This window comes from Streptomyces canarius (assembly GCF_014650735.1).
In the GTDB taxonomy this organism is placed as follows: domain Bacteria; phylum Actinomycetota; class Actinomycetes; order Streptomycetales; family Streptomycetaceae; genus Streptomyces; species Streptomyces olivaceoviridis.
This window is the reverse complement of record NZ_BMVN01000002.1, coordinates 375,929-399,951: the sequence shown is the minus strand read 5'-3', so window position 1 is coordinate 399,951 and position 24,023 is coordinate 375,929. Positions and strand designations below refer to the sequence as shown.

Annotated in this window: 23 protein-coding genes and 1 pseudogene; 15 read left to right on the top strand and 9 right to left on the bottom strand. The window is 73.5% G+C overall.

Features of this window, described 5'->3' with window-relative positions; all coding sequences use genetic code 11:
• The first annotated feature begins 30 nt into the window (after positions 1-30).
• A complete protein-coding gene (locus IE294_RS04325) occupies positions 31-300 on the top strand; it encodes a hypothetical protein (protein ID WP_041665066.1) in 270 nt (89 codons plus the stop codon).
• Positions 301-341: 41 nt separating this feature from the next.
• On the opposite strand, the gene IE294_RS04320 is transcribed toward IE294_RS04325, so the two are convergent.
• From IE294_RS04320 to IE294_RS04310, 3 genes are read right to left on the bottom strand one after another with little or no spacing between them, the layout of a single operon-like run.
• Complete coding sequence (locus IE294_RS04320) at positions 342-1,538, bottom strand: CaiB/BaiF CoA transferase family protein (protein ID WP_189882408.1); 1,197 nt, start codon at positions 1,536-1,538, stop codon at positions 342-344.
• A 47-nt stretch (positions 1,539-1,585) separates the two neighbouring features.
• The gene (locus tag IE294_RS04315; RefSeq protein ID WP_014671777.1) at positions 1,586-2,365 is read right to left on the bottom strand and encodes an ABC transporter permease; all 780 of its coding nucleotides are present in this window, start codon (positions 2,363-2,365) and stop codon (positions 1,586-1,588) included.
• On the bottom strand, positions 2,362-3,318 hold the full coding sequence (locus IE294_RS04310) for an ATP-binding cassette domain-containing protein (RefSeq protein ID WP_189882406.1): 957 nt from the start codon (positions 3,316-3,318) through the stop codon (positions 2,362-2,364). The genes IE294_RS04315 and IE294_RS04310 overlap by 4 nt, the downstream gene beginning before the upstream one ends.
• 63 nt (positions 3,319-3,381) lie before the next feature.
• On the opposite strand from IE294_RS04310, the gene IE294_RS04305 reads away from it, so the two are divergent.
• Positions 3,382-4,092 (top strand): TetR/AcrR family transcriptional regulator, encoded by a 711-nt coding sequence (locus tag IE294_RS04305; protein WP_189882404.1) that lies wholly within the window; start codon positions 3,382-3,384, stop codon positions 4,090-4,092.
• A 144-nt stretch (positions 4,093-4,236) separates the two neighbouring features.
• Here the strand turns inward: IE294_RS04305 and IE294_RS04300 are convergent, their stop codons facing one another.
• The 3 genes from IE294_RS04300 to hmgA all read right to left on the bottom strand — a co-directional run bounded on the left by IE294_RS04300 (position 4,237) and on the right by hmgA (position 7,879).
• A complete protein-coding gene (locus tag IE294_RS04300) occupies positions 4,237-5,391 on the bottom strand; it encodes a type ISP restriction/modification enzyme (RefSeq protein ID WP_189882402.1) in 1,155 nt (384 codons plus the stop codon).
• Positions 5,392-5,739: 348 nt separating this feature from the next.
• Complete coding sequence (locus IE294_RS04295) at positions 5,740-6,486, bottom strand: GntR family transcriptional regulator (protein ID WP_189814713.1); 747 nt, start codon at positions 6,484-6,486, stop codon at positions 5,740-5,742.
• A 46-nt stretch (positions 6,487-6,532) separates the two neighbouring features.
• Positions 6,533-7,879, bottom strand: a complete 1,347-nt coding sequence (gene hmgA / locus IE294_RS04290; RefSeq protein WP_189882400.1) for a homogentisate 1,2-dioxygenase — start codon at positions 7,877-7,879, stop codon at positions 6,533-6,535.
• 150 nt (positions 7,880-8,029) lie between these two features.
• On the opposite strand from hmgA, the gene IE294_RS04285 reads away from it, so the two are divergent.
• The 9 genes from IE294_RS04285 (at position 8,030) to IE294_RS04245 (ending at position 19,153) form a co-directional block, all read left to right on the top strand.
• Complete coding sequence (locus IE294_RS04285) at positions 8,030-8,551, top strand: hypothetical protein (protein WP_189882398.1); 522 nt, start codon at positions 8,030-8,032, stop codon at positions 8,549-8,551.
• 166 nt (positions 8,552-8,717) lie between these two features.
• On the top strand, positions 8,718-9,335 hold the full coding sequence (locus IE294_RS04280) for a TetR/AcrR family transcriptional regulator (RefSeq protein ID WP_189814716.1): 618 nt from the start codon (positions 8,718-8,720) through the stop codon (positions 9,333-9,335).
• A gap of 699 nt (positions 9,336-10,034) precedes the next feature.
• Positions 10,035-12,275, top strand: a complete 2,241-nt coding sequence (locus tag IE294_RS04275) for a molybdopterin oxidoreductase family protein (protein WP_189882396.1) — start codon at positions 10,035-10,037, stop codon at positions 12,273-12,275.
• Positions 12,276-12,399: 124 nt separating this feature from the next.
• Complete coding sequence (locus IE294_RS04270; protein ID WP_189882394.1) at positions 12,400-13,788, top strand: CitMHS family transporter; 1,389 nt, start codon at positions 12,400-12,402, stop codon at positions 13,786-13,788.
• Between the two features lie 17 nt (positions 13,789-13,805).
• The gene (locus IE294_RS04265) at positions 13,806-15,044 is read left to right on the top strand and encodes an MFS transporter (RefSeq protein WP_189882392.1); all 1,239 of its coding nucleotides are present in this window, start codon (positions 13,806-13,808) and stop codon (positions 15,042-15,044) included.
• A 102-nt stretch (positions 15,045-15,146) separates the two neighbouring features.
• Complete coding sequence (locus IE294_RS04260; RefSeq protein ID WP_189882390.1) at positions 15,147-15,848, top strand: hypothetical protein; 702 nt, start codon at positions 15,147-15,149, stop codon at positions 15,846-15,848.
• Positions 15,835-16,506, top strand: coding sequence for a class F sortase (locus tag IE294_RS04255; protein ID WP_189882388.1), 672 nt, complete (start codon positions 15,835-15,837; stop codon positions 16,504-16,506). The genes IE294_RS04260 and IE294_RS04255 overlap by 14 nt, the downstream gene beginning before the upstream one ends.
• A 160-nt stretch (positions 16,507-16,666) precedes the next feature.
• Complete coding sequence (locus IE294_RS04250) at positions 16,667-18,055, top strand: aldehyde dehydrogenase family protein (protein ID WP_189882386.1); 1,389 nt, start codon at positions 16,667-16,669, stop codon at positions 18,053-18,055.
• Between the two features lie 15 nt (positions 18,056-18,070).
• Entirely contained in the window at positions 18,071-19,153 is a 1,083-nt protein-coding gene (locus IE294_RS04245; RefSeq protein ID WP_189882384.1) for a Zn-dependent alcohol dehydrogenase, read from the top strand.
• A 94-nt stretch (positions 19,154-19,247) separates the two neighbouring features.
• Here the strand turns inward: IE294_RS04245 and IE294_RS04240 are convergent, their stop codons facing one another.
• A complete protein-coding gene (locus tag IE294_RS04240) occupies positions 19,248-19,961 on the bottom strand; it encodes an ArsR/SmtB family transcription factor (protein WP_189882382.1) in 714 nt (237 codons plus the stop codon).
• Between the two features lie 61 nt (positions 19,962-20,022).
• Entirely contained in the window at positions 20,023-20,658 is a 636-nt protein-coding gene (locus IE294_RS04235; RefSeq protein ID WP_189882380.1) for a TetR/AcrR family transcriptional regulator, read from the bottom strand.
• A gap of 91 nt (positions 20,659-20,749) precedes the next feature.
• On the opposite strand from IE294_RS04235, the gene IE294_RS04230 reads away from it, so the two are divergent.
• The 3 genes and pseudogenes from IE294_RS04230 to IE294_RS04220 all read left to right on the top strand — a co-directional run bounded on the left by IE294_RS04230 (position 20,750) and on the right by IE294_RS04220 (position 22,957).
• Positions 20,750-21,901, top strand: a complete 1,152-nt coding sequence (locus IE294_RS04230; RefSeq protein WP_189882549.1) for an acyl-CoA dehydrogenase family protein — start codon at positions 20,750-20,752, stop codon at positions 21,899-21,901.
• Positions 21,902-21,972: 71 nt separating this feature from the next.
• Positions 21,973-22,260, top strand: a pseudogene (locus IE294_RS04225) (YiaA/YiaB family inner membrane protein).
• A 73-nt stretch (positions 22,261-22,333) separates the two neighbouring features.
• The gene (locus tag IE294_RS04220) at positions 22,334-22,957 is read left to right on the top strand and encodes a TetR/AcrR family transcriptional regulator (RefSeq protein WP_189882376.1); all 624 of its coding nucleotides are present in this window, start codon (positions 22,334-22,336) and stop codon (positions 22,955-22,957) included.
• 19 nt (positions 22,958-22,976) lie between these two features.
• Here the strand turns inward: IE294_RS04220 and IE294_RS04215 are convergent, their stop codons facing one another.
• On the bottom strand, positions 22,977-23,438 hold the full coding sequence (locus IE294_RS04215) for a MaoC family dehydratase (protein ID WP_014671756.1): 462 nt from the start codon (positions 23,436-23,438) through the stop codon (positions 22,977-22,979).
• A 103-nt stretch (positions 23,439-23,541) separates the two neighbouring features.
• Here IE294_RS04215 and soxR point away from each other — a divergent pair, with 103 nt between their 5' ends.
• Positions 23,542-24,000: a redox-sensitive transcriptional activator SoxR gene (gene soxR, locus IE294_RS04210; protein ID WP_189882374.1), complete on the top strand. Its 459-nt coding sequence runs from the start codon at positions 23,542-23,544 to the stop codon at positions 23,998-24,000.
• Positions 24,001-24,023 lie beyond the last annotated feature (23 nt).

Sequence of the window (24,023 nt, the reverse complement as noted above, 5' to 3'; positions counted from 1 at the left end):
CCGGGTGGACTCGTACGGGTGGGGAGTGACATGGAGCAGATAACAGTGCGCAGCAGGGCCAGGATCCCTGCGATCACCTGCGGGAGCAGCGCGACCAGTACGCGGCTCGACCGCCATCTGTCGGTGCTGGCGGGTCCCGCCATACCGCAGCGGGAGACGGTCGAGGCGACGTCGCTGATGCGTGAGCTGACGGCGCGTGACTCCGTGCGGCAGCGCAGCGACCGGGGCACGCGGATCGGCCGCGTCTCCCTCTTCGCGCCGCTGCGCCGGCTGCGCCGTTCGCTGTTCGGCGGTCACTGACCGCACCGCAGGGCCCCTGACCCGAGCAGGGGTGCCCGCGCTCAGGCCGCCACACCGTCCCGGCGCAGCGCTGTGATCTCGTCGTCCGTCATCCCCACGGCACGCAGCAGCGCTCCGGTGTGCTGTCCGAGTGCGGGCACGTCACCCATCCGTGCCTCGTCCCCGCCCGGCAGCGTGACAGGGGGCAGCAGCGCCTTCAACGGCCCGGCAGGCGACCCCACCTGACGCCACCGCTCCCTGGCCGCCAGCTGCGGATGCTCCGCCAGCTCGCGCACGTCCCGCAGCCGGGCGCAGGCGATGCCCGCCTTCTCCAGCCGGGCCAGCGCCTCCTCGGCGTCCAGCACCGCCAGCGCCCCCGCGACCAGGGCGTCGGTCCGCTCCCGGTGCGCCACCCGCGCGGCATTGGTCGCGTACGCCGGATCGGTGCCCAGTTCCGGGCGGCCCACGACCTGTTCGGCGAGCCGCCGCCACTCCCGGTCGTTCTGCACCGACAGCAGCACCCGCCCGCCGTCCGCCGTCGGATAGGCGTCGTACGGTGCGATCACGGCGTGCGCCAGCCCGGTGCGGGCCGGCGGCTCCCCGCCGTGCAGCGCGTGGTGCAGCGGATGGCCCATCCACTCGGCGAGCGCCTCCAGCATGGACACCTCCACCGGCCCGCCCCGCCCGGTCGTCCCGCGCCGCACGAGCGCGGCCAGCACACCGGAGAACGCGTACATGGCCGCCGCGATGTCCGCGGCCGGGATGCCCGCCTTCACCGGCTGCTCCGGTGTCCCGGTCACCGACACCAGCCCCGCCTCGCACTGCACGAGCATGTCGTAGGCCCGCTTGTCCGTGTACGGCCCCGAGCCGCCGTAGCCCGAGATGTCCACGGCGATCAGCCGCGGGTGCGCGGCGCACAGCGTGGCCGCGTCCAGGCCGAGCCGGGCCGCCGCGCCGTGCGCGAGGTTCTGCACGAACACGTCCGCGTCCGCGACCAGCCGCCGTACGACGTCCAGGCCGCGCGGGTCCTTGAGGTCCAGCGCGATGGACTCCTTGCCGCGGTTGCACCACACGAAGTGCGAGGCGAGACCGCGGGCCGCGGTGTCGTAGCCGCGCGCGAAGTCGCCGCCGTCGACCCGCTCCACCTTGATGACCCTGGCCCCCAGGTCGGCGAGCTGCCGGGTGGCGAAGGGCGCGGACACGGCCTGTTCGACGGCGACGACGGTGATGCCGTCCAGGGGCAGCGGGAGACGATCCATGGGGTGGATGATCTCCCCTGACCGGCGGCCCTGTCAGCAGTGCGGACTCATTCGGTCCGGGCGTACCTGCGCACGGCGAGCGGCAGGAACAGCGCGGTCAGGGCGAGGCTCCAGGCCAGCGATCCCGCGACCGGGTGCGCCACCGGCCAGGCGGCGCCCGCCGGGACGGGTGCGTTGCCGAAGAGGTCCCGCAGGGCGGTGGTCACCGCGCTGATCGGGTTCCACTCGGCGAGCACGCGCAGCCAGTGCGGCAGGTTGCCGGTCGGGATGTAGGCGTTCGACAGCAGCGGCAGCACGAAGGAGGCGGCGCCGAGCTGTCCGGCGGCTTCCTCGCTGCGGGACAGCAGGCCCAGGAGGATCCCGGCGCAGGTGCAGGCGAACCGGAAGAGCAGCAGCAGCCCCACGGCGCCGGCCGCCCCGGCCGCGGACCCCTCGATCCGCCAGCCCACCGCGAGCCCGGTCAGCAGCAGCGGCACCGTTCCGACGGCCGTGACGAGGAGGTCGGCGACGGCTTGCCCGAGCGGTACGGCGGCCCGGCTCACCGGCATCGTGCGGAACCGGTCCATCACCCCCCGGTGGGTGTCCTGGGCGGCCTGGAACATGCCGGTCATCAGCCCGCCGGCGGCCGTGGCGGCGAGCAGCCCGGGCACCAGGAAGGACCGGTACTCGCGGCCGGGCACCGCCAGGGCGCTGCCGAACACGTAGCCGAAGAACAGCAGCATGTTGACCGGCATCAGCTGGGTCAGGATCGCCAGGCCCGGGGTGTTGCGGACCCGGCGGAGCTGCCGGCCCGCCATCGCCAGTCCGTCGTACGCCAACGCGCTCACGCGGCACGCTCCTCACTGCCGGCGGACTCACCGGTGAGCCGCAGGAAGACGTCGTCGAGGGTGGGCGGCCGGATGCCGGCGTCCAGCAACGGCACACCGGCCGCGTCGAGTTCGCGCACCAGGCGGGGCAGGGTCAGCGTCGGATCGGTGGTGACCGCGCCGACGGCGCAGCGCTCACGGTCGAACACGGGCTCCCTGCCGGTCAGCCGGTCGAGCACGGCCGCCGCCCGGGTCAGCGCGCCGGCGTCCGCGACCACCGCCTCCACGTGGGACCCGATGAGCGCCTTCAGCGCGGCGGGCGAGCCGGTGTGGGCGACCTGGCCCCGGTCCACCAGGGCGATGTCGTCGGCGAGCCGGTCGGCCTCCTCCAGGTACTGGGTGGTCAGCAGCACGGTTGTGCCGGCCGCCTTCAGCTCGCGCACCGCCTGCCAGATGCGGGCGCGGCTGGCCGGGTCGAGCCCGGTGGTCGGCTCGTCCAGGAAGAGCACGTCGGGACGGCGCAGCAGGCTCGCGGCGAGGTCCAGCCGGCGCCGCATGCCGCCCGAGTACGCCGCCGCCTTCCGGTCCGCCGCCTCGGTCAGCCCGAAGCGCTCCAGCAGTTCGTCGGCGCGGGCGGCCGGCCCGCGCACCCGGTGCAGCCGGGCGAACAGCCGCAGGTTCTCCCGGCCGGTGAGGTCCCCGTCGACCGAGGCGTACTGCCCGGTGACCGCGATCCGGCGCCGCACGGCCGCCGCCTCCCGCACCACGTCGTGCCCGGCGATCCGCGCCGAGCCCCCGTCCGGGCGCAGCAGCGTGGTCAGCAGCCGCACCGCCGTCGTCTTCCCCGCCCCGTTGGGCCCCAGCAGCCCGCAGACCGTGCCCTCGGCCACGGCCAGATCGAGCCCACGCACGGCCCGCACAGCGCCGAAGCGCTTCTCCAGACCTGCACTAAGTACAGCGTACGTAGTAGTCATGCCGGGACCATATCGCACTACGTACGGTGTACGTAACTACGATGGTGGCCGAGGTGATGAGCGATGGCAGTCCGAGGGGCCGTCCCCGAGGTGATCTGGGCGCGCCCCGAGCGCACCGGCCGAGGTCCGAAACCGGCGTACACGCGCGACGACATCGCCGCCGCCGCCGTCCGGATCGCCGACGCGCGAGGGCTCGACGCGGTGTCGATGCGGCACGTGGCGGCCGAGCTGGGCTGCGGCACCATGTCGCTGTACAACTACGTCCCCCGCAAGGAGGACCTGTACGAGCTCATGGTGGACGCGGCGGGTGCGGAGCACGAGCTGTGGGAGCCCAGCGGCGACTGGCGCGGCGACATGCGCCGGGTGGCGCGGCAGACCCGTGAGCTGATGCTCCGGCACCCGTGGCTGCCGCGCCTGATGTCCCCCGTCTACGGCTTCAGCCCGCACGCCCTGCGCTACCTGGAGCACTGCCTGGCCTGCCTGGACCCGCTTGAGGCGGCGTACGGCACCAAGATGGAGTTCATCGCGATGCTGAACGGCATGGTCACGACCTACGTCCGCAACGAACTCGACACGGCCGAACGGGTGCGGGCCCTGCCGTGGTCGGAGGACGAGGAGAACGCGGTCCGCATCGCCCACTTGGGCCGCCAGATCGCCTCCGGCGCGTATCCGCGCATGGCGGCGGCGTTCGCGCAGGACGCGGGGCCGATCGATCTGGAGGCGGTGTTCGAGCGGATGGTGGAGAGGGTTCTCGACGCGTTCGCGCCGCGCTAGCCGGGCGGGTGCGGCCGGTGCGGACCGCGGGCGGCCGGTCGCGCCGTTCCCCGCGCCCCCAGGGGGTCGGCCCGAGGCCGCCGTGACCGGACCGGGGGCGCGGTGCGCCGAGGGCGGGCGCATGACGCGCCGGCCGGCGGGCGGCTACAGCAACGGGACCTGCCCGTCCGGGCCCTCCTCGTGGTGGTCGAGGACCGAGGCGGGGCGGCGGGAGGACTCCGGCACCGGCAGGACGCCCGCCTCCCGCAGCTCGGTCGCCGTGACCGGTGACGTCACCTTCAACCCGTCGCGCGACGAGCGCAGTTCCGCCAGCAGGGCGAGGACCGTGATCAGCTCCAGCAGCTCCGACGTCCAGGTCTGCGGCCAGACGGCGGGACCGATCGCGGCGAGCGTGCCCGGCTCCGCCGGCGCGGTGCGCACCGCGAACCAGCTCTCCAGGACCCGCACTCCGGCCACCTCGTAGTCCCAGGCCTCGGGCGGGACGGGCGAGATACGGCCCTCGTCCAGGTGCAGGGTCTCCTCGTCGCGGTCGTAGTGCAGGGCGTGCGGACGGTTCGGCAGGGGCGCGCGGACGTACGGGCGCCGCCCGCCGGGCAGCTTCGGGCGCTCACCGTCCCGGCGCATCAGCCACAGCGCCCGGCGGCCCGTCTCCACGCCGGACGCCCACAGCCCGGGGTCGTCGGTGAGCGGGACGGTGAGGCCGGGGCCGGCCGTCATCAGGATCCAGGCCAGCACGTCCGGTGCCGAGGGGCGCGTGCCCAGCCGGGCCGCCAGATGGTCCAGCAGGCCGGGGGCGAGGTTCGGTTCCGTGCCGCCGGGGCGGCGGTAGAGCGGGCGGACGCGGCCCGGGCGCAGGGTGGGCAGCAGCGCGGTCGCCAGCAGCGGGGCGTCGGCGTCGCCCGTCTCGACCGTGAACACCTGCCGCGCGTCCGCCACCCGCCACAGCTCCGGGCGGGCCGTGTCGAGCAGCCGGTGGTCCGGGATCAGCCACTGCTCGTCGAAGGGAGCGGCCAGCACCCGCACCGGCTCCGGGCAGGGCCCCTCGGCGCGCGCGAGCCGCTCGGTGCCGGCGGGCGAACCGGGCAACTGACCCACCGCCGACTGGAGCGTACGGGCGCGGGTGGGCTCGAACAGGGCCTCCCGGTCCGGGCCCCCGGCCTTGAGTAGCGCGTCCCAGCGGGCCCGCAGCGAGGCCGGGTCCGGTGCCGTCGGCCAGGCGCGGCCCGGCCGCAGCGGTGCGACGGACCACGGCATGAGGTCCGCCAGCAGCGGAGCGTCGTCGTGCGTCACGCACGGCATGCTACGACAGCGGGTGGGGCCCTCGAAGGGGCGTGAGGAACCCACGACGGGCCGGCAGTCGACGGATGGCCTCCCGGCTGAGGCGGCGGTGCGTCGTGGTGCGTCTTGCAGGGCGTGCTACGGCAGCAGGTGGTGCCCCCGTAGGGGTGTGAGGGCCCGTGCGTCCGGCCGCGACGGGCCGGCAGACGGCGGACGGCCTCCTGGCTGGGGCAGTGGAGGGTTGTCGTGCGTCTTGCAGGGCGTGCTGCGGCAGTGGGTGGTGCCCCCGTAGGGGCGTGAGGGCCCGTGCGTCCGGACGCGACGGGCCCACAGGCGACGGACGGCCCCCCGGCTGAGGCAGCGGAGCGTTCACGCGTCGAGGGTGACCGTGAACGAGAAGCGGTCGCCCCGGTAGTGGATGACCGCCACGTCCAGCACCCGGCCCTCGCTGTCGTACGTCACCCCGGTGTAGTGCAGGATCGGGCTGAGCAGCGGGACTTCGAGCAGCCGGGCCGTGTCCGGGTCGGCGAGCCGGGCCTCCACCGTGTCCGTGATCCGGCTGATGTCCGCCTTCACCACGTCCCGCAGCACCTTGGTCATCGGCCAGCGGACCAGGTCCTCCGGGTCGATGCCCTCGGCCAGCTCCGGGCGGATGTGGTTGACGGCGTGGTTGGTCGGCTCGCCGGTCTTCTCGTCGCTGCGCAGCCGGTGGTACGCCGCCACCTCCGTGAGATCCGGGAAGTACTCGGCGAGCCCGGCGGGCACCGGCACGCGACCGTGGCCGAGCAGCTCGGTCGTCATCCCGGACTGCTGGGCCACGATCGCGTCCACCGAGCCCAGCAGCCGGACGGGGGCCCCGCGCCGCGCCCCGGGCTCGATGAACGTGCCGCGCCGCCGGTGCCGGCTGATCAGACCCTCGTCCTCCAGCTCCTTCAGCGCCTGGCGCATGGTCAGCACGCTCACCCCGTAGTGCTCCGCCAGGCGCTCCTCGGTGGGCAGGCGCAGCGGGTCCTCGGGGGAGCGGCCCAGTATCGAGGCGCGCAGCGACTGCGACACCTGGTACCACAGCGGCAGCTTGCGGTTCAGGACGATCGAATCCGGGGCGAAGGAGGTCACGGGGTTATCCGTACCTGGCGAAGAACGTCCGGCGCAACGGCGGCGGTCACCCCCGGAAGTGCCGTTCCAGCCCCTGCCACACGTCGTCGTAGCGCTGCTGGAGGTGGTCGGCGCCCGCCGCCTGCGGGGTGAGGGTCACCGGCCAGCGGGTCTCGAACATGAACGCCAGTCCGTCGTCGAGCTTCTGCGGCTTCAGTTCGGCCGCGCTCGCCCGGTCGAACGTCTCCCGGTCCGGGCCGTGCGCCGACATCATGTTGTGCAGCGAGCCGCCGCCGGGCACGAAGCCCTCCGCCTTGGCGTCGTAGGCGCCCTCGATCAGGCCCATGTACTCGCTCATCACGTTCCGGTGGAAGTACGGCGGCCGGAAGGTGTCCTCGCCCACCAGCCAGCGCGGCGCGAAGACCACGAAGTCCACGCCGGCCAGGCCCGGGGTGTCCGACGGCGAGGTCAGCACCGTGAAGACGGACGGATCCGGGTGGTCGTAGGAGATGGTGCCGATCACATTGAAGCGGCGCAGGTCGTAGGTGTACGGCACATGGTTGCCGTGCCAGGCGACCACGTCCAGGGGGCTGTGGTCGTAGGTCGCCGTCCACAGGTTGCCGCAGAACTTGTTCACCACCTCCACCGGCCCCTCGACGTCCTCGTACACCGCCACCGGAGCCCGGAAGTCCCGGGGGTTGGCGAGCCCGTTGGCGCCGATCGGGCCGAGGTCGGGCAGCCGGAACGGCGCCCCATAGTTCTCGCACACATAGCCTCGGGCCGACTCATCGAGCAGCTCCACACGGAAGCGCACTCCACGGGGGATCAGCGCCACATGGCCCGGCTCCACATGAAGCCGGCCGAACTCGGTGTGCAGCAGCAGCCCGCCGCGCTCCGGCACGATCAGCAGCTCGCCGTCGGCGTCCGAGAAGACCCGCTCCATCGAGGTGTTGGCGTGGTACAGGTGCACGGCCATGCCCGTGCGCTGGGTCGCGTCGCCGTTGCCGCCCAGCGTCCACAGGCCGGCGAGGAAGTCGGTGCCGGCCGGGGGCTGCGGCAGCGGGTTCCAGCGCAGCCGGTTGGGGTCGGGCACCGCCTCGGCGAAGGGCGCCGTGCGGATCGCGCCGTTGTCGGTGCGCGTGAACGCCGGATGCGCGGCCGAGGGGCGGATGCGGTAGAGCCAGGAGCGCCGGTTGTGCGCCCGCGGCTCGGTGAACGCCGTACCGCTCAGCTGCTCGGCGTACAGGCCCAGCGGTGCGCGCTGCGGCGAGTTGCGGCCCTCGGGCAGGGCGCCCGGCACCGCCTCCGAGGCGTGTTCGTTGCCGAACCCGGTCAGATACGACAGCCCCTCGGCGGTCTTCCGTGCTCCCCCGCGCTCGAACACGCTCGCGCGGGAGGTGCCCCCATCGCTCATGATCGCTCCTTGTGCTCCCGATTCCTATGCATCACCGTAGGAATGAGTGAGGGTCCACGCAAGAGGGTCGTGGTCCTCCCTGCGGGGTACGGCGGGAACCAGACTTCAGGGGGATCCGGAGTGCCGCGGTGCTGTTCTACGCTCCCGGTCATGTCGTGGACGAAGTGGACGCGTGGGCTCCTCGCCGCGCTCGTGGTGGGCGTCCTGCTGCCGCTCGGAGCGGCGGCCTGCACCAGCGGTGCGGCGCACGGCGGGACGACCGTCTCGCCGTCGCCCGTGGGGAAGGTGCTGGACGACACCGACGAGACCGGCCGGAACCTGCGCGAGGTGGCCCAGCGGAACGCCCCCGAGGTCGCCGTCGAGGTCATCCCGGACTCGGCCGGCGGCTGGGACGTCCGGCTGACCCTGCGGCACTTCCGGCTCTCCCCGGCCGGGACCCGGCCGGCGGCGGCCATCGGCCGCGGGCTCGCCCACCTGTTCGTCGACGGCCACCGGGTCGCCCGGTTGCGCACCCCCACGTACCACCTGGGCGCCGGTCTCGTCCCGCACGGCACCCACCAGGTCACCGTCCGCCTCTACGCCGACGACGGCACGGTGTGGGCCGTCCGCGGCAAGCCGGTCCAGAGCACCGCCGACATCACGGTGTCCGACGCGGAGACGGGCACGGGGTGAGCGCCGGCCGGAACGCCGCCCTCACCGGCGGACGACGGTCACGGCACCCCCGCGTCACCGGCGGACGAGGACCTTCGGCGCCCTGGCTCCGCCGGCGATTGAGTGCAAGGGCCACCTGTCTCCGTACTGTGGGGGGAGGTTCACCGGACCCCGGCGGAAAGGCATCATGAAGCCCGTGCCCCACGCGACATCGCTCCGCCGCGCGCCCGTCCAGCGGCGCAGCGCCGAACGGCTGACCAGGATCCTGGACGCCTGCGCCGAACTCCTCGACGAGGTCGGCTACGACGCCCTGAGCACCCGCGCGGTCGCCCAGCGCGCCGGCGTGCCCATCGGCTCGGTCTACCGCTTCTTCGGCAACAAGCGGCAGATGGCCGACGCCCTCGCCCAGCGCAACCTGGAGCGGTACGTCGAGCGTGTCACCGACCGGCTGAAGAAGGCCGGCAAGGGGGACTGGCGGGCCGCCATGGACGCCGTCCTGGACGAGTACCTGGGCATGAAGCGCACGGCTCCCGGCTTCTCCCTGGTGGACTTCGGCAACCAGATCCCGGTCGGCTCCCGCCACGACGAGCCCAACACCCGGGTCGCCGACCGGCTCACCGACCTGCTCGCCGGCTATCTCGGCCGCATCCCGGACGCGGACCTGCGGCGGGCCTTCCTGGTCGCCGTGGAGAGCGCCGACACCCTCGTCCAACTCGCCTTCCGGATCGACCCGCAGGGCGACGAGGCGATCATCACGGAGACCCGGGAACTGCTCCGGGCGTACCTGGGACGCGTGCTGGACTGAGACACGGGCGGACGGAACCTCATCCGACGGTCTGCGCGGGTCGCTCGGAGTGCCATCCGACGGTCTGTTCGGGTCGCTCGGAGTGCCATCCGACGGTCTGTTCGGGTCGCTCGGAGTGCCATCCGACGGTCTGTTCGGGTCGCTCGGAGTGCCATCCGACGGTCTGCGCGGGCCGCCCGAAGTGCTATCCGGCGGTCTGCGCGGGTCGCACAGAGTCCCCCGAGACCGGCGCGGGTCGCCCGGAGTCCCCCGAGACCGGCGCAGGCCGGCCGGAGCGTCGCTCTCAGGGCCGGCATGGGTCGGCCGGAGGGCATCCGGCGGCGGTCGGCGCGGGTCGGGCCCATCGTCATCCGGCGGTCGGCACGGGCCGACCGGAGTGCTACTCCCAGGGCCGGTGTGGGGCGACCGGAGCGCCATCCGACGGCTGACGCGGGTCGCTGGAGTCTCGTCCGGCGGTCGGCATGGGCCGCCCGGAGTCACCCAAGACCGGCATGGGTCGGCTGAAGTGTCGCCCGACGCCCGGCGTGGATCGGTCGGCGTGTCACCCGTCGGCCGGTGCCCGGCGGTCCGAGGGTGTGCCAGAACGGAAGGGTCACGTGCGGGGCCTCCCCTCCGTGCATACCGGTCGGTATGCTCGCCCCAGCCGGTCCGCCCGCTCGTGCGCGGGCGACCCCGTCGCCGACCCCTCCGGGAGGACCCGTGTCCCGCACCGCCCTGCGAATCTGCCCCCTGTGCGAGGCCACCTGCGGGCTGACCCTCACCGTCGAGGGCACCCGCGTCACCGGCGCCCGCGGTGACCGGGACGACGTCTTCAGCCAGGGGTTCATCTGCCCCAAGGGCGCCGCCTTCGGTGCCGTCGACGGCGACCCCGACCGGCTGCGCACCCCGCTCGTCCGGGAGAACGGCAGCCTGCGCGAGGCCGGATGGGAGGAGGCCTTCGACGCGGTCGCCGCGGGTCTGCGCCCGGTGGTGGAGCGGTACGGCCCCGACGCCTTGGGCGTGGTCCTCGGCAACCCCAACGTGCACACCGTGGCCGGCGCCCTCTATCCGCCGGTCCTGCTCGGCGCCCTGCGCACCCGCAGCCTGTTCACCGCCTCCACGGTCGACCAGATGCCCAAGCACGTGTCCAGCGGGCTGCTGTTCGGCGATGCGGGCGCCATCCCGGTGCCGGACCTCGACCACACCGACCACCTGCTGCTCATCGGCGCCAACCCCCTTGAGTCCAACGGCAGTCTGTGCACCGCCCCCGACTTCCCCGGCAGGCTCAAGGCCCTCAAGGCGCGCGGCGGCCGGCTCACCGTCGTGGACCCGCGCCGCACCCGCACGGCGAAGCTCGCCGACCGCCACCTGGCGATACGCCCCGGCGCCGACGCCCTGCTGCTCGCCGCGATGGCCCACACCCTCTTCACGGAGGACCTGGTCGACCTCCGGCACCTGGCCCCGCACGTCGAGGGGCTCGACGAACTCCGGGACGCGCTGGGCGACTTCACCCCCGAGGCCGTGGCGCCCGCCTGCGACCTGGACGCCGGTGTCATCCGCACCCTCGCCCGCGAGCTGGCCGCCGCCCCGGCCGCCGCCGTCTACGCCCGCATCGGCAGCTGCACCGTCCCGCACGGCACCCTGGCCAGCTGGCTGGTCGACGTCCTGAACATCCTCACCGGCAACCTGGACCGGCCCGGCGGCGCGCTCTTCCCGCAGGCCGCCACCGACAAGGCGCCCCGCCCGGCGGGCCCGGGCCGTGGCTTCGCGCTGGGCCGCTGGCACTCCCGGGTGAGCGGACACCCGGAGGCGAAGGGGGAGTTGCCGCTCGCCGCGCTCGCCGAGGAGATCGACACCGTGACCGACGAGGGGACACCGGTGCGCGCGCTGATCGCCGTCGCCGCCAACCCCGTGCTCTCCGCGCCCGACGGCGACCGGCTCGACAAGGCCCTGGACTCCCTGGACTTCATGGTCAGCGTCGACCCGTACCTCAACGAGACCTCGCGCCACGCCCACGTCGTCCTGCCCCCGCCCCCGCCCTCCCAGAGCCCGCACCACGACTTCGCCTTCAACGCCCTGGCCGTGCGCAACCAGGTCCGCTACACCCGCCCCGCCGTCCCGCTGGAGCCCGGCCGCATGGCGGAGACCGAGATCCTCGCCCGGCTGGTCCTGGCCGCCACGGGCATGCACGGCGCCGACCCGTCCGCCGTCGACGCGATGGTCATCGACCAGACCCTCGGCAAGGCCGTCCAGGACGCGCACGGGCCGGTGCACGGACGCGACCCGCACGAGCTCGCCGCCCTGCTGACCGGTGACAACGGCCCCGAGCGACGGCTCGACCTGATGCTGCGCCTCGGCCCGTACGGCGAGGGCTTCGGCGCCCGCCCCGACGGGCTGACCCTGGAGAAGCTGCTCGCCCACCCGCACGGCATCGACCTCGGCCCGCTGCGCCCGCGCCTGCCGCAGCCGCTGAAGACCCGCAGCGGCAAGGTCGAGCTGCTGCCCGGGCCCCTCGCCGACGACCTGCCCCGGCTCCGCGCGGCCCTGCGCGAGCGGCCCGCGGGCCTCGTCCTGGTCGGCCGCCGCCATCTGCGCTCCAACAACAGCTGGATGCACAACGTGCCCGCGCTCACGGGCGGCAGCAACCGCTGCACGGTGCACATCCACCCCGAGGACGCGGCGCGCCTCGGCGTCCGGGACGGCGCGGACGTCCGCGTCAAGGGCGCCGGGGGAGAGGTGGTGGCCCCCGCGGAGGTCACCGACGGCGTCCGGCCCGGCGTGGTGAGCCTGCCGCACGGCTGGGGCCACGACCGGCCCGGCACCCGGCTGGGCCACGCCTCCACCCACCCCGGCGTCAACGTCAACCAGTTGCTCGACGGCAGCCTGCTCGACCCGCTGTCGGGCAACGCGGTCCTCAACGGCGTCCCCGTGGAGCTCGCAGCGGTCGTAGCACTGCCGTGACCTGGACTTTCGCGCTTATTGCTCGCACGTCAACATCTTGTTAACGCCGTTTGAACGGACCTAACGTCATCGCACCGCCGACCCCCAGGTGGGATGTTCAAGGGCGAACGTTAGGTATCCATTCATGCTGACCATCCTCGGCTTCGCCATGATCGCGACCTTCCTGGTCCTGATCATGCTGAAGAAGATGTCGCCGATCGCGGCGCTCGTGCTCATACCCGCGCTCTTCTGCGTGTTCGTGGGCAAGGGCGCCAAGCTCGGCGACTACGTCATCGACGGCGTCACCGGCCTCGCCCCCACCGCGGCGATGCTCATGTTCGCGATCGTCTACTTCGGTGTGATGATCGACGTCGGCCTCTTCGACCCGGTCGTGCGGGGCATTCTCAGGTTCTGCAAGGCCGACCCGCTGCGGATCGTGGTCGGCACGGCGGTCCTCGCCGGGATCGTCTCCCTGGACGGCGACGGCTCCACCACCTTCATGATCACCGTCTCGGCGATGTACCCGCTGTACAAGCGCCTGAAGATGTCCCTGGTCGTGATGACCGGCGTCGCCGCCATGGCCAACGGCGTGATGAACACGCTGCCGTGGGGCGGCCCCACCGCCCGCGCCGCCACCGCGCTGAAGCTCGACGCCAGTGACATCTTCGTGCCGATGATCCCGGCCCTCGCCATGGGCCTGCTGTTCGTCTTCGCCCTCGCCTACGTCCTCGGCCGCCGTGAGCGCAAGCGGCTCGGTGTGCTGACGCTGGACGAGGTGCTGGTGGAGGAGACCGAGACGGTGCTGGTCGGCGCCGGTGCCGGCAAGGGCGTGACGAGGGCCGGCGGTTCCGGTCCGGGCGCGGGCCTGCCCGACGAGCCCGAGGGCGAGGGCTTCCAGGGCCTGGACCCGGACCGTCCCACCCTGCGCCCCAGGCTCTACTGGTTCAACGCGCTGCTCACGGTCGCCCTGCTCACCGCCATGATCATGGAGTGGCTGCCGATCCCGGTGCTGTTCCTGCTCGGCGCCGCCCTCGCCCTGACCATCAACTTCCCGCACATGCCGGACCAGAAGGCCCGGATCGCCGCCCACGCCGAGAACGTCCTCAACGTCTCCGGCATGGTCTTCGCCGCCGCCGTCTTCACCGGCGTCCTCCAGGGCACCGGCATGGTCGACCACATGGCGAAGTGGCTGGTGGACAACGTCCCCGACGGCATGGGTCCGCACATGGCCCTCGTCACCGGCGTGCTGAGCATCCCGCTCACCTACTTCATGTCCAACGACGGCTTCTACTTCGGCGTCCTGCCGGTGCTCGCCGAGGCGGGCCAGGCGCACGGCGTGTCCGCGGTGGAGATCGCCCGCGCCTCGATCGTCGGCCAGCCCCTGCACATGTCCAGCCCGCTCGTCCCGGCCGTGTACGTCCTGGTCGGCATGGCCAAGGTGGAGTTCGGCGACCACACCCGGTTCGTGGTCAAGTGGGCCGTGCTCACCTCGCTGGTGGTCCTCGGCGCGGGCGTCCTGTTCGGCATCATCTGATCCCCCTGGAGGACATCATGGGGCCCGGTGGGAACCGCGGCTGGCTGCTCCGCCTCGTCATCGCCTTCGGCTGCGCGCAGGGGGCGGTGTCGATGGCCCGGCCCGCCGTCTCCTACCGGGCCCTCGCGCTGGGCGCCGACGAACGGGCGGTCGGTGTCATCGCCGGTGTCTACGCGCTGCTGCCGCTGTTCGCCGCCGTACCGCTCGGCCGCCGTACCGACCACGGCCGCTGCGCGCCCCTGCTGCCGGCCGGTGTCGTCCTCATCGCGGCCGGCTGCGCGCTCAGCGGGCTCGCCGGCTCGCTGTGGGCGATGGCCCTGTGGAGCGGGGTGATGGGACTCGGCCACCTGTGCTTCGTGATCGGCGCCCAGTCGCTGGTGGCCCGTCAGTCCGCGCCGTACGAACAGGACCGCAACTTCGGCCACTTCACCATCGGCGCCTCCCTCGGCCAGCTCGTCGGACCCGTCGCCGCGGGCGCGCTCATCGGTGGCCCCGACATGGCCCGCAGCAGCGCGCTCGCCCTCGTCGTGGCGGGTGCGGGCGCGGCGGTCGCGTTCACCTCGCTGTGGCGCATCGAGGACCGTACGGCCGTCGACTCCCGTGCGTCCAGCGGCGGCCGGGTGCCGGTCGGCGGCATCCTGCGCGCCCGGGGCGTGCCCGCGGGCATGCTGATCAGCCTGTCGGTGCTGTCCGCGACCGACGTCCTCACCGCCTACCTGCCGGTGGTCGGCGAACACCGGGGGATCGCGCCCTCGGTGATCGGCGTCCTGCTCGGCCTCCGGGCGGGCGCTACCATAGCCTGCCGGCTCGTCCTCACCCCGCTGCTGCGGCTGCTCGGCCGGCCCGCGCTGCTCACCGTGACCTGCCTGCTGGCGGCCCTGCTGTGTGCGGGGGTGGCGCTGCCGGTGCCGGTGTGGGCGCTCGGCGTGATGCTCACGGTCCTCGGCTTCTGCCTGGGTGTGGGCCAGCCGCTGTCGATGACGACGGTGGTGCAGGCCGCGCCGGCCGAGGCCCGCTCCACCGCGCTCGCCCTGCGGCTGACCGGCAACCGGCTGGGCCAGGTCGCCGCCCCGGCGGCCGCGGGCCTGGTCGCCGGTCTGGCGGGCGTGGCCGCGCCGTTCGTGATGCTGGGGACCCTGCTGCTGGTGTCGTCGGGAGTGGCGCTGCGCTCGCCGGGCCGGCCCGAGGGGCCGTCCGGGCGGGTGACCGGGAAGGGGCCGAAGCGCCCGGGATTGCGCCGCACGAGCGATCTGTGACGGCGCGTCGGGCGTCAGTGCCAGGGGCCGCGCGGCCCATGAAGGAGAGTCCAGGCGAACGAGCGATTTGTATGAAAATCGTCTGAACTCGGAGGAGCGCGCATGCCCACCATGACCCCACGTGCCGTCGGCCCCCGCGCGGGCGCCACAGTCGTCCTCACCGCCCTCGCCGCGGCGGGCGCGTCATGGGTGGCGGCGCCGAGTGCGGTGGCCCAGGGCGAGAACGGCGACATCAGGATTCACGACGAGCGTCACCTCCACGGGACGCCGCTCGTGGGGTCGGTCAAGGACGATCCCGTGGTGTGCCGGTTCTATCTGGAGGCCGTCAACTTCGACACGCTCACCAGCATCGCCTACACCATCACCCCGCAGCCCCCGCTCCCCACCGCCGCCACCGTCGCCGGCACCATCCAGCTCGCCGGGGGCGCCGGGCACACCGACCCGCTCGGCCTCGCGGACGGTCAGTACAAGATCAGCTGGCTCGTGGGCACCCCCGCCGCCCTCAAGGAGAAGGTCTTCCGCGTCAACTGCAAGGACGGGCGCCACGAGGGTGAGCACGGGCCGGGCGGGCAGATCTCCGACGGCCGGCACAACGACTCCGACGGCCGGCACGACAGCGACGCGTCCTGGGGCAAGGGCGACCAGAACGGACCCAGGGGAGGGGTGCACGCGGGCGGCGGCGGTCTCATCGACACGGCCGCCGCCTACTCCCCGGTGGCCGCCGCGGGTGCCGTGGGCCTGATCGCCGTCTGTGGTGTCGTGTACATCCGGCTGGTCCGCCGGCGGCCCCATGGCGCCGCGTAGGTACCGGCGCAGGCCCTGGTACCGCACCCGCGCCTACCGCCTCGCCAGGACGGCCCTGCTGGTGTTCGTCCTGGTGACGCTGGGGTCGCGCTGCGGGTCGGGCGGCGGAGCGGCAGGGTCCGGCCCGCACGCCGTGGCGGCCGGTACGGGCTCCGCCCAGGGCGGGCCGACCGCCCCTCCGGCGCCGCCGCCCCGCCCGCTGCCCCGGTCCCGGCCGACGTCCTTCCGCGTCCCCTCCCTGGGCATCGACGCCCCCATCACCCCGCTGCGCCTCGACCGGAACCAGGAGCTGGAGACACCGCCCGTCGACAGACCGCGGCTGGTCGGCTGGTACCAGGGCGGCCCCACGCCCGGCGAGGCCGGCACCGCCGTCGCCGTCGGCCACCGCGACACCCGCACCGGACCCGCGGTCTTCGCCGGCCTCGCCCAGGTCAAGCCCGGCAAGCCCGTCGAGGTCCGGCGGGCGGACGGCCGCGTCGCCGTCTACTCCGTCGACCGGGTGAAGGTCTACGACAAGGCCGGCTTCCCCGACGAGGAGGTCTACGGCCCGACCGGGCGCCCGGAACTGCGGGTGCTCACCTGCGGCGGCCTGTTCAGCCGGCGGACCGGCTACACCAGCAACGTGGTGGTCTTCGCCCATCTGACCGCGACCAGGTGACCGGGGGACCGGCCGGTGCGCACGCGGTGCCCGCACACCGGCCGGTCCCTTCGGCATGATGTCCCGGAGCGTTCGCGGACCGGCCATGTCTGGCGCGGGAAAACTATCACCGCTAGTTTGTGTGCCGGACGACGCGGACCCCGCCCGGGAGGACACAGCCATGAAGGCACACGACGGCCTGTACATCGACGGCGCCTGGCGCCCCGCCGGGAGCGCGGACGGGATCGAGGTCGTGAACCCCGCCGACGAGCAGGTCATCGCACGGGTCCCGGCCGGTTCGGCCCTGGACGTCGACACCGCCGTACGCGCCGCGCGGGCCGCGCTCCCCGCCTGGGCCGCCACGCCCCCGGCCGAACGCGCCGCGCGCCTGGCCGCCCTCCGCGACGTCCTCGCGGCCCGCAAGGACGAGATCGCCGAGACGGTCACCGCGGAACTGGGCTCCCCCCTGCCGTTCTCCCAGGCCGTGCACGCGGCCGTGCCGATCGCGGTCGCGGGCTCCTACGCCGACCTGGCCGCGGCCCACCCCTTCGAGGAGAAGGTCGGCAACTCCACCGTCCTGCACGAGCCGATCGGCGTGGTCGGCGCCATCACCCCCTGGAACTACCCCCTCCACCAGATCGTCGCCAAGGTCGCCCCGGCCCTCGCCGCCGGCTGCGCGATCGTCCTCAAGCCCGCCGAGGACACCCCGCTCACCGCCCAGCTCTTCGCCGAGGCGGTGCACGAGGCCGGCGTGCCGGCGGGGGTGTTCAACCTGGTCACCGGTCTCGGCCCGGTCGCCGGGCGGGCGCTCGCCGAGCACCCCGGCGTCGACCTCGTCTCCTTCACCGGTTCCACGGCGGTCGGCCGGCGGATCGGCGCCGTGGCCGGCGCGGCCGTGAAGAAGGTCGCCCTGGAACTCGGCGGCAAGTCCGCCAACGTCATCCTGCCGAGCGCCGACCTCGCCAGGGCCGTGAACGTCGGTGTCGCCAACGTGATGTCCAACTCCGGTCAGACGTGCAGTGCCTGGACCCGGATGCTCGTCCACCGCGACCGGTACGCCGAGGCCGTCGAACTCGCCGCGACCGCCGCCGCCAAGTACGGCGACCGCATCGGACCGCTGGTCAGTGCCAGGCAGCGGGACCGGGTGCGCGGTTACATCGAGAAGGGCGTCGCCGAGGGCGCCCTCCTCGTCGCGGGCGGCCCCGAATCCCCGCGCGAGCGCGGCTGGTTCGTCAGCCCGACGGTCTTCGCGGACGTCACCCCCGACATGACCATCGCCCAGGAGGAGATCTTCGGCCCGGTCCTGTCCATCCTGAGGTACGAGGACGAGGACGACGCCCTGCGCATCGCCAACGGCACGGTGTACGGCCTCGCGGGCGCCGTCTGGGCCGCCGAGGAGGCCGAGGCGGTGGCCTTCGCGCGCCGCATGGACACCGGCCAGGTCGACATCAACGGCGGCCGGTTCAACCCGCTGGCGCCGTTCGGCGGTTACAAGCAGTCCGGCGTCGGCCGGGAACTCGGCGCGCACGGACTCGCCGAGTACCTCCAGACCAAGTCCCTCCAGTTCTGAGGAGTTCCGTCACCCATGGCCGTACGAGCCGCCGTCCTGCCCGCCATCGGCGCCCCGCTGGAGATCACCGGCATCGAGCTGCCCGACCCGGGCCCCGGACAGGTCCGGGTCCGCCTCGCCGCCGCCGGCGTCTGCCACTCCGACCTCTCCCTGTCCGACGGCACCATGCGGGTGCCGGTCCCGGCCGTCCTCGGTCACGAGGGCGCGGGTACGGTCCTCGCCGTCGGGGAGGGTGTCACCCATGTCTCGCCCGGGTCCCCGGTCGTCCTCAACTGGGCGCCCTCCTGCGGAAGTTGCCATGCCTGCGCGCTGGGCGAGGTCTGGCTGTGCGCCAACGCGCTGAACGGCGCGGCCGACGTCCACGCCCGCACGACCGACGGCACCGACCTGCACCCCGGGCTGAACGTGGCCGCGTTCGCCGAGGAGACGGTGGTCGCCGCGTCCTGTGTGCTGCCGCTGCCGGACGGGGTGCCGCTGGTGGACGCCGCCCTGCTGGGCTGCGCCGTCCTCACCGGATACGGCGCGGTGCACCACTCGGCGCGGGTCGGGTCCGGCGAGACGGTCGCCGTGTTCGGCGTCGGCGGAGTCGGCCTCGCCACGCTGCAAGCGGCCCGTATCGCGGGGGCGTCCCGGATCATCGCCGTCGACGTCTCCCCCGAGAAGGAGGAACTGGCCCGCGCCGCCGGCGCCACGGACTACGTCCTCGCCTCCGGGAACACCCCGCGCGAGATCCGCGGCCTCACCGGCAGGCAGGGCGTCGACGTCTCCGTGGAGTGCGTGGGCCGCGCGGTCTCCATCCGCGCGGCCTGGGAGTCCACGCGCCGGGGCGGCCGTACGACGGTCGTCGGTATCGGCGGCAAGGACCAGCAGGTCACCTTCAACGCCCTGGAGCTCTTCCACTGGGGCCGCACCCTCTCCGGCTGCGTCTACGGCAACAGCGACCCGTCCCGCGACGTGCCGCTCCTCGCCGAGCACGTGCGGGAGGGCCGCCTGGACCTCTCCACCCTGGTCACCGACCGGATCACCCTGGAGGACATCCCGGCGGCCTTCGAGAACATGCTGGCGGGCAAGGGGGGACGGGCGGTGGTCGTCTTCTGAGGGTGAGCGCCCCGAACGGGCGGGGGGAACCGCGCGACGAGCCCCCACGCGACCGCGGTCGGCGCTCCGCCGTCGCCTCCCCGCTCGCCGCGGTTCAGCGCAGGTCGTCACGGGAGATGCCGAGCAGGTCGGAGAAGACCCGCTCCCCGGACGGAGTCACCGCGACCGCCCGCCCCGATCCGACCCGCACGCACCACCCCGCCTCCAGCGCCCGCCGGCACAACGCCGCACCCGCCGCCCCGGCGAGATGCGGTCGCCGTTCCGTCCAGTCGAGGCACGCGCGGGCCAGTGGGCGCCGGCCGCCGAGGTCCAGGGGCACACCCGCCGCACCGAACCACTCCACCCCCGCGTCCGTCAGCGCGAACCCGGTGTCCTGCCGCAGCAGCCCCCGCCGGGTCAGCGCGTCGGTGAGCACGATCCCGAGCCGCCCGGCGAGATGGTCGTAACAGGTCCGCCCCCGGGCCATGGCGGCCCCGGCGCTCGCCTCGCGCAGGCTGCGCGGTGGGCGCCGTACCGCCGCCGCGGGCACCTGCGCGGCGAGGTCCTCGATCACCTGCGCCACCCGTGCGTCGGCCAGCCGCACATACCGGTGCCGCCCCTGCCGTTCCTCCGTGAGCAGTCCGCCGGCCACCAGCTTGCCGAGGTGCTCGCTCAGCGTGGAGGCCGCGACCCCGGCACGCCGGGCCAGCTCACCTGCCGTCCACGCCCGCCCGTCCAGCAGCGCCAGCAGGCACGCGGCGCGGGTCCGGTCGGCGATCAGCCCGGCCAGCGCCGCCAGCCCGGCCGCCTGGGGCTCCTCGGTGTTCATGCCCCCAGCATGCGGCAGTGACGCTTCGGCGGCGGCCGAAGGGTCACCGGCCGCCGCGTCCTCACATCCCTGCCTGCCGGTACTGCTGCGCCAGCCCGTCCAGCAGCGCGGCGAGCCCCGCCTCGAAGGCGCGCTCGTCGATCTTCTCCTGCTGCTCGGCGAGCAGGTGGGCCTGACCGAGGTGGGGGTAGTCGGCGGGGTCGTACGCGCTCGCGTCGTCCACGAAGCCGCCGGCGAAGGAACCGAGTGCCGAGCCCATGATGAAGTACCGCATCAGCGCGCCGATGGAGGTCGCCTGCGCCGGCGGCCAGCCCGCGTCGACCATCGCGCCGTAGACCGCGTCGGCCAGCCGCAGCGCGGCCGGGCGGCGGCCGGGGCCCCGGGCGAGGACGGGGACGATGTTCGGGTGGTCGCGCAGGGCGGCCCGGTAGGAGACGGCCCAGTCGTGCAGCGCGGTCTGCCACTCCCGGCCGTCCTCGAACATCGACAGGTCGACCTGGGCGCTCACCGAGTCCGCCACCGCCTCCAGGATCTCGTCCTTGGTGCGGAAGTGGTTGTAGAGCGAGGGCCCGCTCACTCCCAGCTCGGCGGCGAGCCGGCGGGTGGAGACGGCCGCCAGACCCTCCCGGTCCACGAGGTCCCGGGCCGTCTCGACGATCCGGTCGGTGCTGAGGAGGGGCTTGCGCGGTCGGGCCATGGCGCACATAGTAGGGCTGCGACCAGAAACTAGCAGTGCTAATTTAAATGTCCGGCTTTCAAGATCCATCGGCGGTAGGGGTGATCTCGTGGTGAACCTGGGGCTCAGCGAGGAGCAGAGGGCCGTACGGCAGCTCGCCCGGGACTTCGTGGAGCGCGAGATCGCCCCGCACGTGGTCGCCTGGGACCGCGCCGAGGAGGTCGACCGGGGCATCGTGAAGAAGCTCGGCGAGGTCGGCTTCCTCGGCCTGACCGTGCCCGAGGAGTACGGCGGCTCCGGCGGCGATCACCTCTCCTACTGCCTGGTCACCGAGGAGCTGGGGCGCGGCGACTCCTCGGTCCGCGGGATCGTCTCCGTCTCCCTGGGGCTCGTCGCCAAGACGATCGCCGCCTGGGGGAGCGAGGAGCAGAAGCGACGCTGGCTCCCGGGACTCACCGCGGGCGAGTACGTCGGCTGCTTCGGCCTCACCGAGCCCGGCACCGGCTCCGACGCGGGCAACCTCACCACCCGGGCGGTGCGCGACGGCGACGACTACGTCGTGAACGGCACCAAGATGTTCATCACCAACGGCACCTGGGCCGACGTCGTCCTGCTCTTCGCCCGCTCCACCGACGCCCCCGGCCACAAGGGCGTGTCCGCGTTCCTCCTGCCCGCCGACACCCCCGGCCTGACCCGCCGTACCGTCCACGGCAAGCTCGGCCTGCGCGGCCAGGCCACCGCCGAGCTCGTCCTGGAGGACGTGCGCGTGCCCGCCTCCGCGATGCTCGGCGCGGAGGGCAAGGGCTTCTCCGTCGCCATGTCCGCGCTCGCCAAGGGGCGGATGTCGGTGGCCGCGGGCTGTGTCGGGATAGCCCAGGCCGCGCTGGACGCGGCCGTGCGGTACGCCGGTGAGCGGGAGCAGTTCGGCAAGCCGATCGCCCGGCACCAGCTGGTGCAGGAGCTGATCAGCGACATCGCCGTCGACGTGGACGCGGCCCGGCTGCTGACCTGGCGGGTCGCCGACCTCATCGACCGCGGTGAGCCGTTCGCCGTCGAGTCCTCCAAGGCCAAGCTGTTCGCCTCCGAGGCCGCGGTGCGCGCCGCCAACAACGCCCTCCAGGTCTTCGGCGGCTACGGCTACATCGACGAGTACCCGGCCGGCAAACTCCTGCGCGACGCGCGTGTGATGACCCTCTACGAGGGCACCAGCCAGATCCAGAAGCTGCTCATCGGCCGCTCCCTGACCGGGGTCTCGGCCTTCTGAGTACGCGGCGCACCCGGTTCTGAGTATCCCGGCGGATGTGGCGCGGACCACGTCCGCCGATGCTGGCTGCCATGAGTGACACACCGGTCAAACAGCAGAGCACGGCCGCGTTCTACGGGCAGGCCGTCGCCTCCTTCGCGGTCGCCATGGCGGCCACCGCCATCGGCATCGCCCGGCTCGACGCCAGCGCCTGGGTCCGCGGCTTCCTGGCGATCGCCGTCCTGTACCTCGTCACCTCCGCCTTCACCCTCGCCAAGGTGATCCGGGACCGGCAGGAGGCCGGGTAGATCGTCAGCGGTGTCGACCAGGCCCGGCTGGAGAAGCTGCTCGCCGAGCACGACCCCTTCGAGAAGCTCTGAGCGGCTCGGCTAAGCGCCCGCTCACCGACGGCGGTATGGTGGTGCTCCTGTCACCGAGAGGGGCGAGCGAGCGATGAGTACGGCGCAGGAGACGACCGGCGGCGAAGTGGAGCCGTGGGAAGAGGTCACCCCTGACGCGGCCCGGCGGCTGCTCGTCGCGGCCGTGGAGGCCTTCGCCGAGCGTGGCTACCACGCGACGACGACCCGTGACATCGCGGGCCGCGCCGGCATGAGCCCGGCCGCGCTCTACATCCACTACAAGACCAAGGAAGAGCTGCTCCACCGGATCAGCCGCATCGGCCACGACAAGGCCCTCGACATTCTGCGCACCGCGGCACGGCGGGAGGGCACCGCGGCCGAGCGGCTGGCCGACGCGGTCGGCTCCTTCGTCCGCTGGCACGCGGGCCGGCGCACCACCGCGCGGGTCGTGCAGTACGAACTCGACGCCCTCGGCCCCGAGGCCCGCGCGGAGATCGTCGCGCTGCGCCGCCAGGTGGACGCGGAGGTGCGCGGGATCATCGAGGACGGCGTGGCCTCCGGTGAGTTCGACGTGCTGGACGTCCAGGGCACCACGCTCGCCGTGCTGTCGCTGTGCATCGACGTGGCCCGCTGGTTCAACGTGAACGGCCCGCGCACCCCCGAGGAGGTCGGCGCGCTCTACGCCGACCTCGTGCTGCGGATGGTCGGGGCCGGGTAGCCGCCTGGTCTACAGGTGTCTACAGGTAGTACCGGGACACCGACTCGGCGACGCACACCGGCTTGTCGCCGCCCTCGCGCTCCACGGTGAACGCGACCGTCACCTGCACCCCACCGGTGACGTCCTCGACGCCGGTGATCCTCCCGGTGGCGCGCAGCCGGGAGCCGACGGGGACCGGCGCGGGGAAACGCACCTTGTTCGTCCCGTAGTTGACGCCCATCTTCACGCCCTCGACCTGGATGAGCCGCGGCCCGAACAGCGGGAGCAGGGACAGGGTGAGGTAGCCGTGGGCGATGGTGGTCCCGAACGGCCCGGCGGCGGCCTTCTCCGGGTCCACGTGGATCCACTGGTGGTCCCCGGTCGCCTCGGCGAACAGGTCGATCCGCTTCTGGTCGATCTCCACCCAGTCGGTGGGGCCCAGTTCCTCGCCCACGGCCGCCCGCAGTTCGTCGGGGGAGGTGAAGGTCCTCGGTTCTGCCATGTCCCGGCCTCTCACTCGCGTCTCTAAGCAACTGCTTAGCATGGTCGGCTGGGGGGTCGATGTCAACGGACCGCGGACCGGCCGGGTGGGTAATCTCTGAGGAGTGCCCCAGATTCCCGAGAAGATCCACGAGCTGACCGTCGGCCAGTTGTCCGCCCGCAGCGGAGCCGCGGTGTCCGCCCTGCACTTCTACGAGTCCAAGGGACTGATCACCAGCCGGCGGACCTCCGGCAACCAGCGCCGGTACAGCCGCGACACGCTGCGCCGGGTCGCCTTCGTGCGCGCGGCCCAGCGGGTGGGCATCCCGCTCGCCACGATCCGGGAGGCCCTGGCCGAACTGCCGGAGGAACGGACACCGACCAGGGAGGACTGGGCGCGCCTGTCCGAGAAGTGGCGCTCGGAACTGGACGAGCGCATCAAGCAGCTGAACCGCCTGCGCGACCACCTCACCGACTGCATCGGATGCGGCTGCCTGTCGATGGAGACGTGTGTGCTGTCCAACCCGGACGACGTGTTCGGCGCCCGGCGGGCCGGATCACGGCTGATGGCGGAGCGGCGCTGAGGGGGAGAGGGCCGGCCGGTGAC

What these genes read in the sequence shown, in the direction of transcription:
- IE294_RS04280 (WP_189814716.1), top strand. Translation starts at nt 8,718, where the DNA reads ATGAAGCCCGTGCCCCACGCGACATCGCTCCGCCGCGCGCCCGTCCAG.
- IE294_RS04265 (WP_189882392.1), top strand. Translation starts at nt 13,806, where the DNA reads ATGGGGCCCGGTGGGAACCGCGGCTGGCTGCTCCGCCTCGTCATCGCC.
- IE294_RS04305 (WP_189882404.1), top strand. Translation starts at nt 3,382, where the DNA reads ATGGCAGTCCGAGGGGCCGTCCCCGAGGTGATCTGGGCGCGCCCCGAG.
- IE294_RS04285 (WP_189882398.1), top strand. Translation starts at nt 8,030, where the DNA reads ATGTCGTGGACGAAGTGGACGCGTGGGCTCCTCGCCGCGCTCGTGGTG.
- IE294_RS04220 (WP_189882376.1), top strand. Translation starts at nt 22,334, where the DNA reads ATGAGTACGGCGCAGGAGACGACCGGCGGCGAAGTGGAGCCGTGGGAA.
- IE294_RS04250 (WP_189882386.1), top strand. Translation starts at nt 16,667, where the DNA reads ATGAAGGCACACGACGGCCTGTACATCGACGGCGCCTGGCGCCCCGCC.
- IE294_RS04325 (WP_041665066.1), top strand. Translation starts at nt 31, where the DNA reads ATGGAGCAGATAACAGTGCGCAGCAGGGCCAGGATCCCTGCGATCACC.
- IE294_RS04310 (WP_189882406.1), bottom strand. Translation starts at nt 3,318, where the DNA reads ATGACTACTACGTACGCTGTACTTAGTGCAGGTCTGGAGAAGCGCTTC.
- IE294_RS04320 (WP_189882408.1), bottom strand. Translation starts at nt 1,538, where the DNA reads ATGGATCGTCTCCCGCTGCCCCTGGACGGCATCACCGTCGTCGCCGTC.
- hmgA (WP_189882400.1), bottom strand. Translation starts at nt 7,879, where the DNA reads ATGAGCGATGGGGGCACCTCCCGCGCGAGCGTGTTCGAGCGCGGGGGA.
- IE294_RS04300 (WP_189882402.1), bottom strand. Translation starts at nt 5,391, where the DNA reads ATGCCGTGCGTGACGCACGACGACGCTCCGCTGCTGGCGGACCTCATG.
- IE294_RS04240 (WP_189882382.1), bottom strand. Translation starts at nt 19,961, where the DNA reads ATGAACACCGAGGAGCCCCAGGCGGCCGGGCTGGCGGCGCTGGCCGGG.
- IE294_RS04260 (WP_189882390.1), top strand. Translation starts at nt 15,147, where the DNA reads ATGCCCACCATGACCCCACGTGCCGTCGGCCCCCGCGCGGGCGCCACA.
- IE294_RS04270 (WP_189882394.1), top strand. Translation starts at nt 12,400, where the DNA reads ATGCTGACCATCCTCGGCTTCGCCATGATCGCGACCTTCCTGGTCCTG.
- IE294_RS04215 (WP_014671756.1), bottom strand. Translation starts at nt 23,438, where the DNA reads ATGGCAGAACCGAGGACCTTCACCTCCCCCGACGAACTGCGGGCGGCC.
- IE294_RS04255 (WP_189882388.1), top strand. Translation starts at nt 15,835, where the DNA reads ATGGCGCCGCGTAGGTACCGGCGCAGGCCCTGGTACCGCACCCGCGCC.
- IE294_RS04235 (WP_189882380.1), bottom strand. Translation starts at nt 20,658, where the DNA reads ATGGCCCGACCGCGCAAGCCCCTCCTCAGCACCGACCGGATCGTCGAG.
- IE294_RS04245 (WP_189882384.1), top strand. Translation starts at nt 18,071, where the DNA reads ATGGCCGTACGAGCCGCCGTCCTGCCCGCCATCGGCGCCCCGCTGGAG.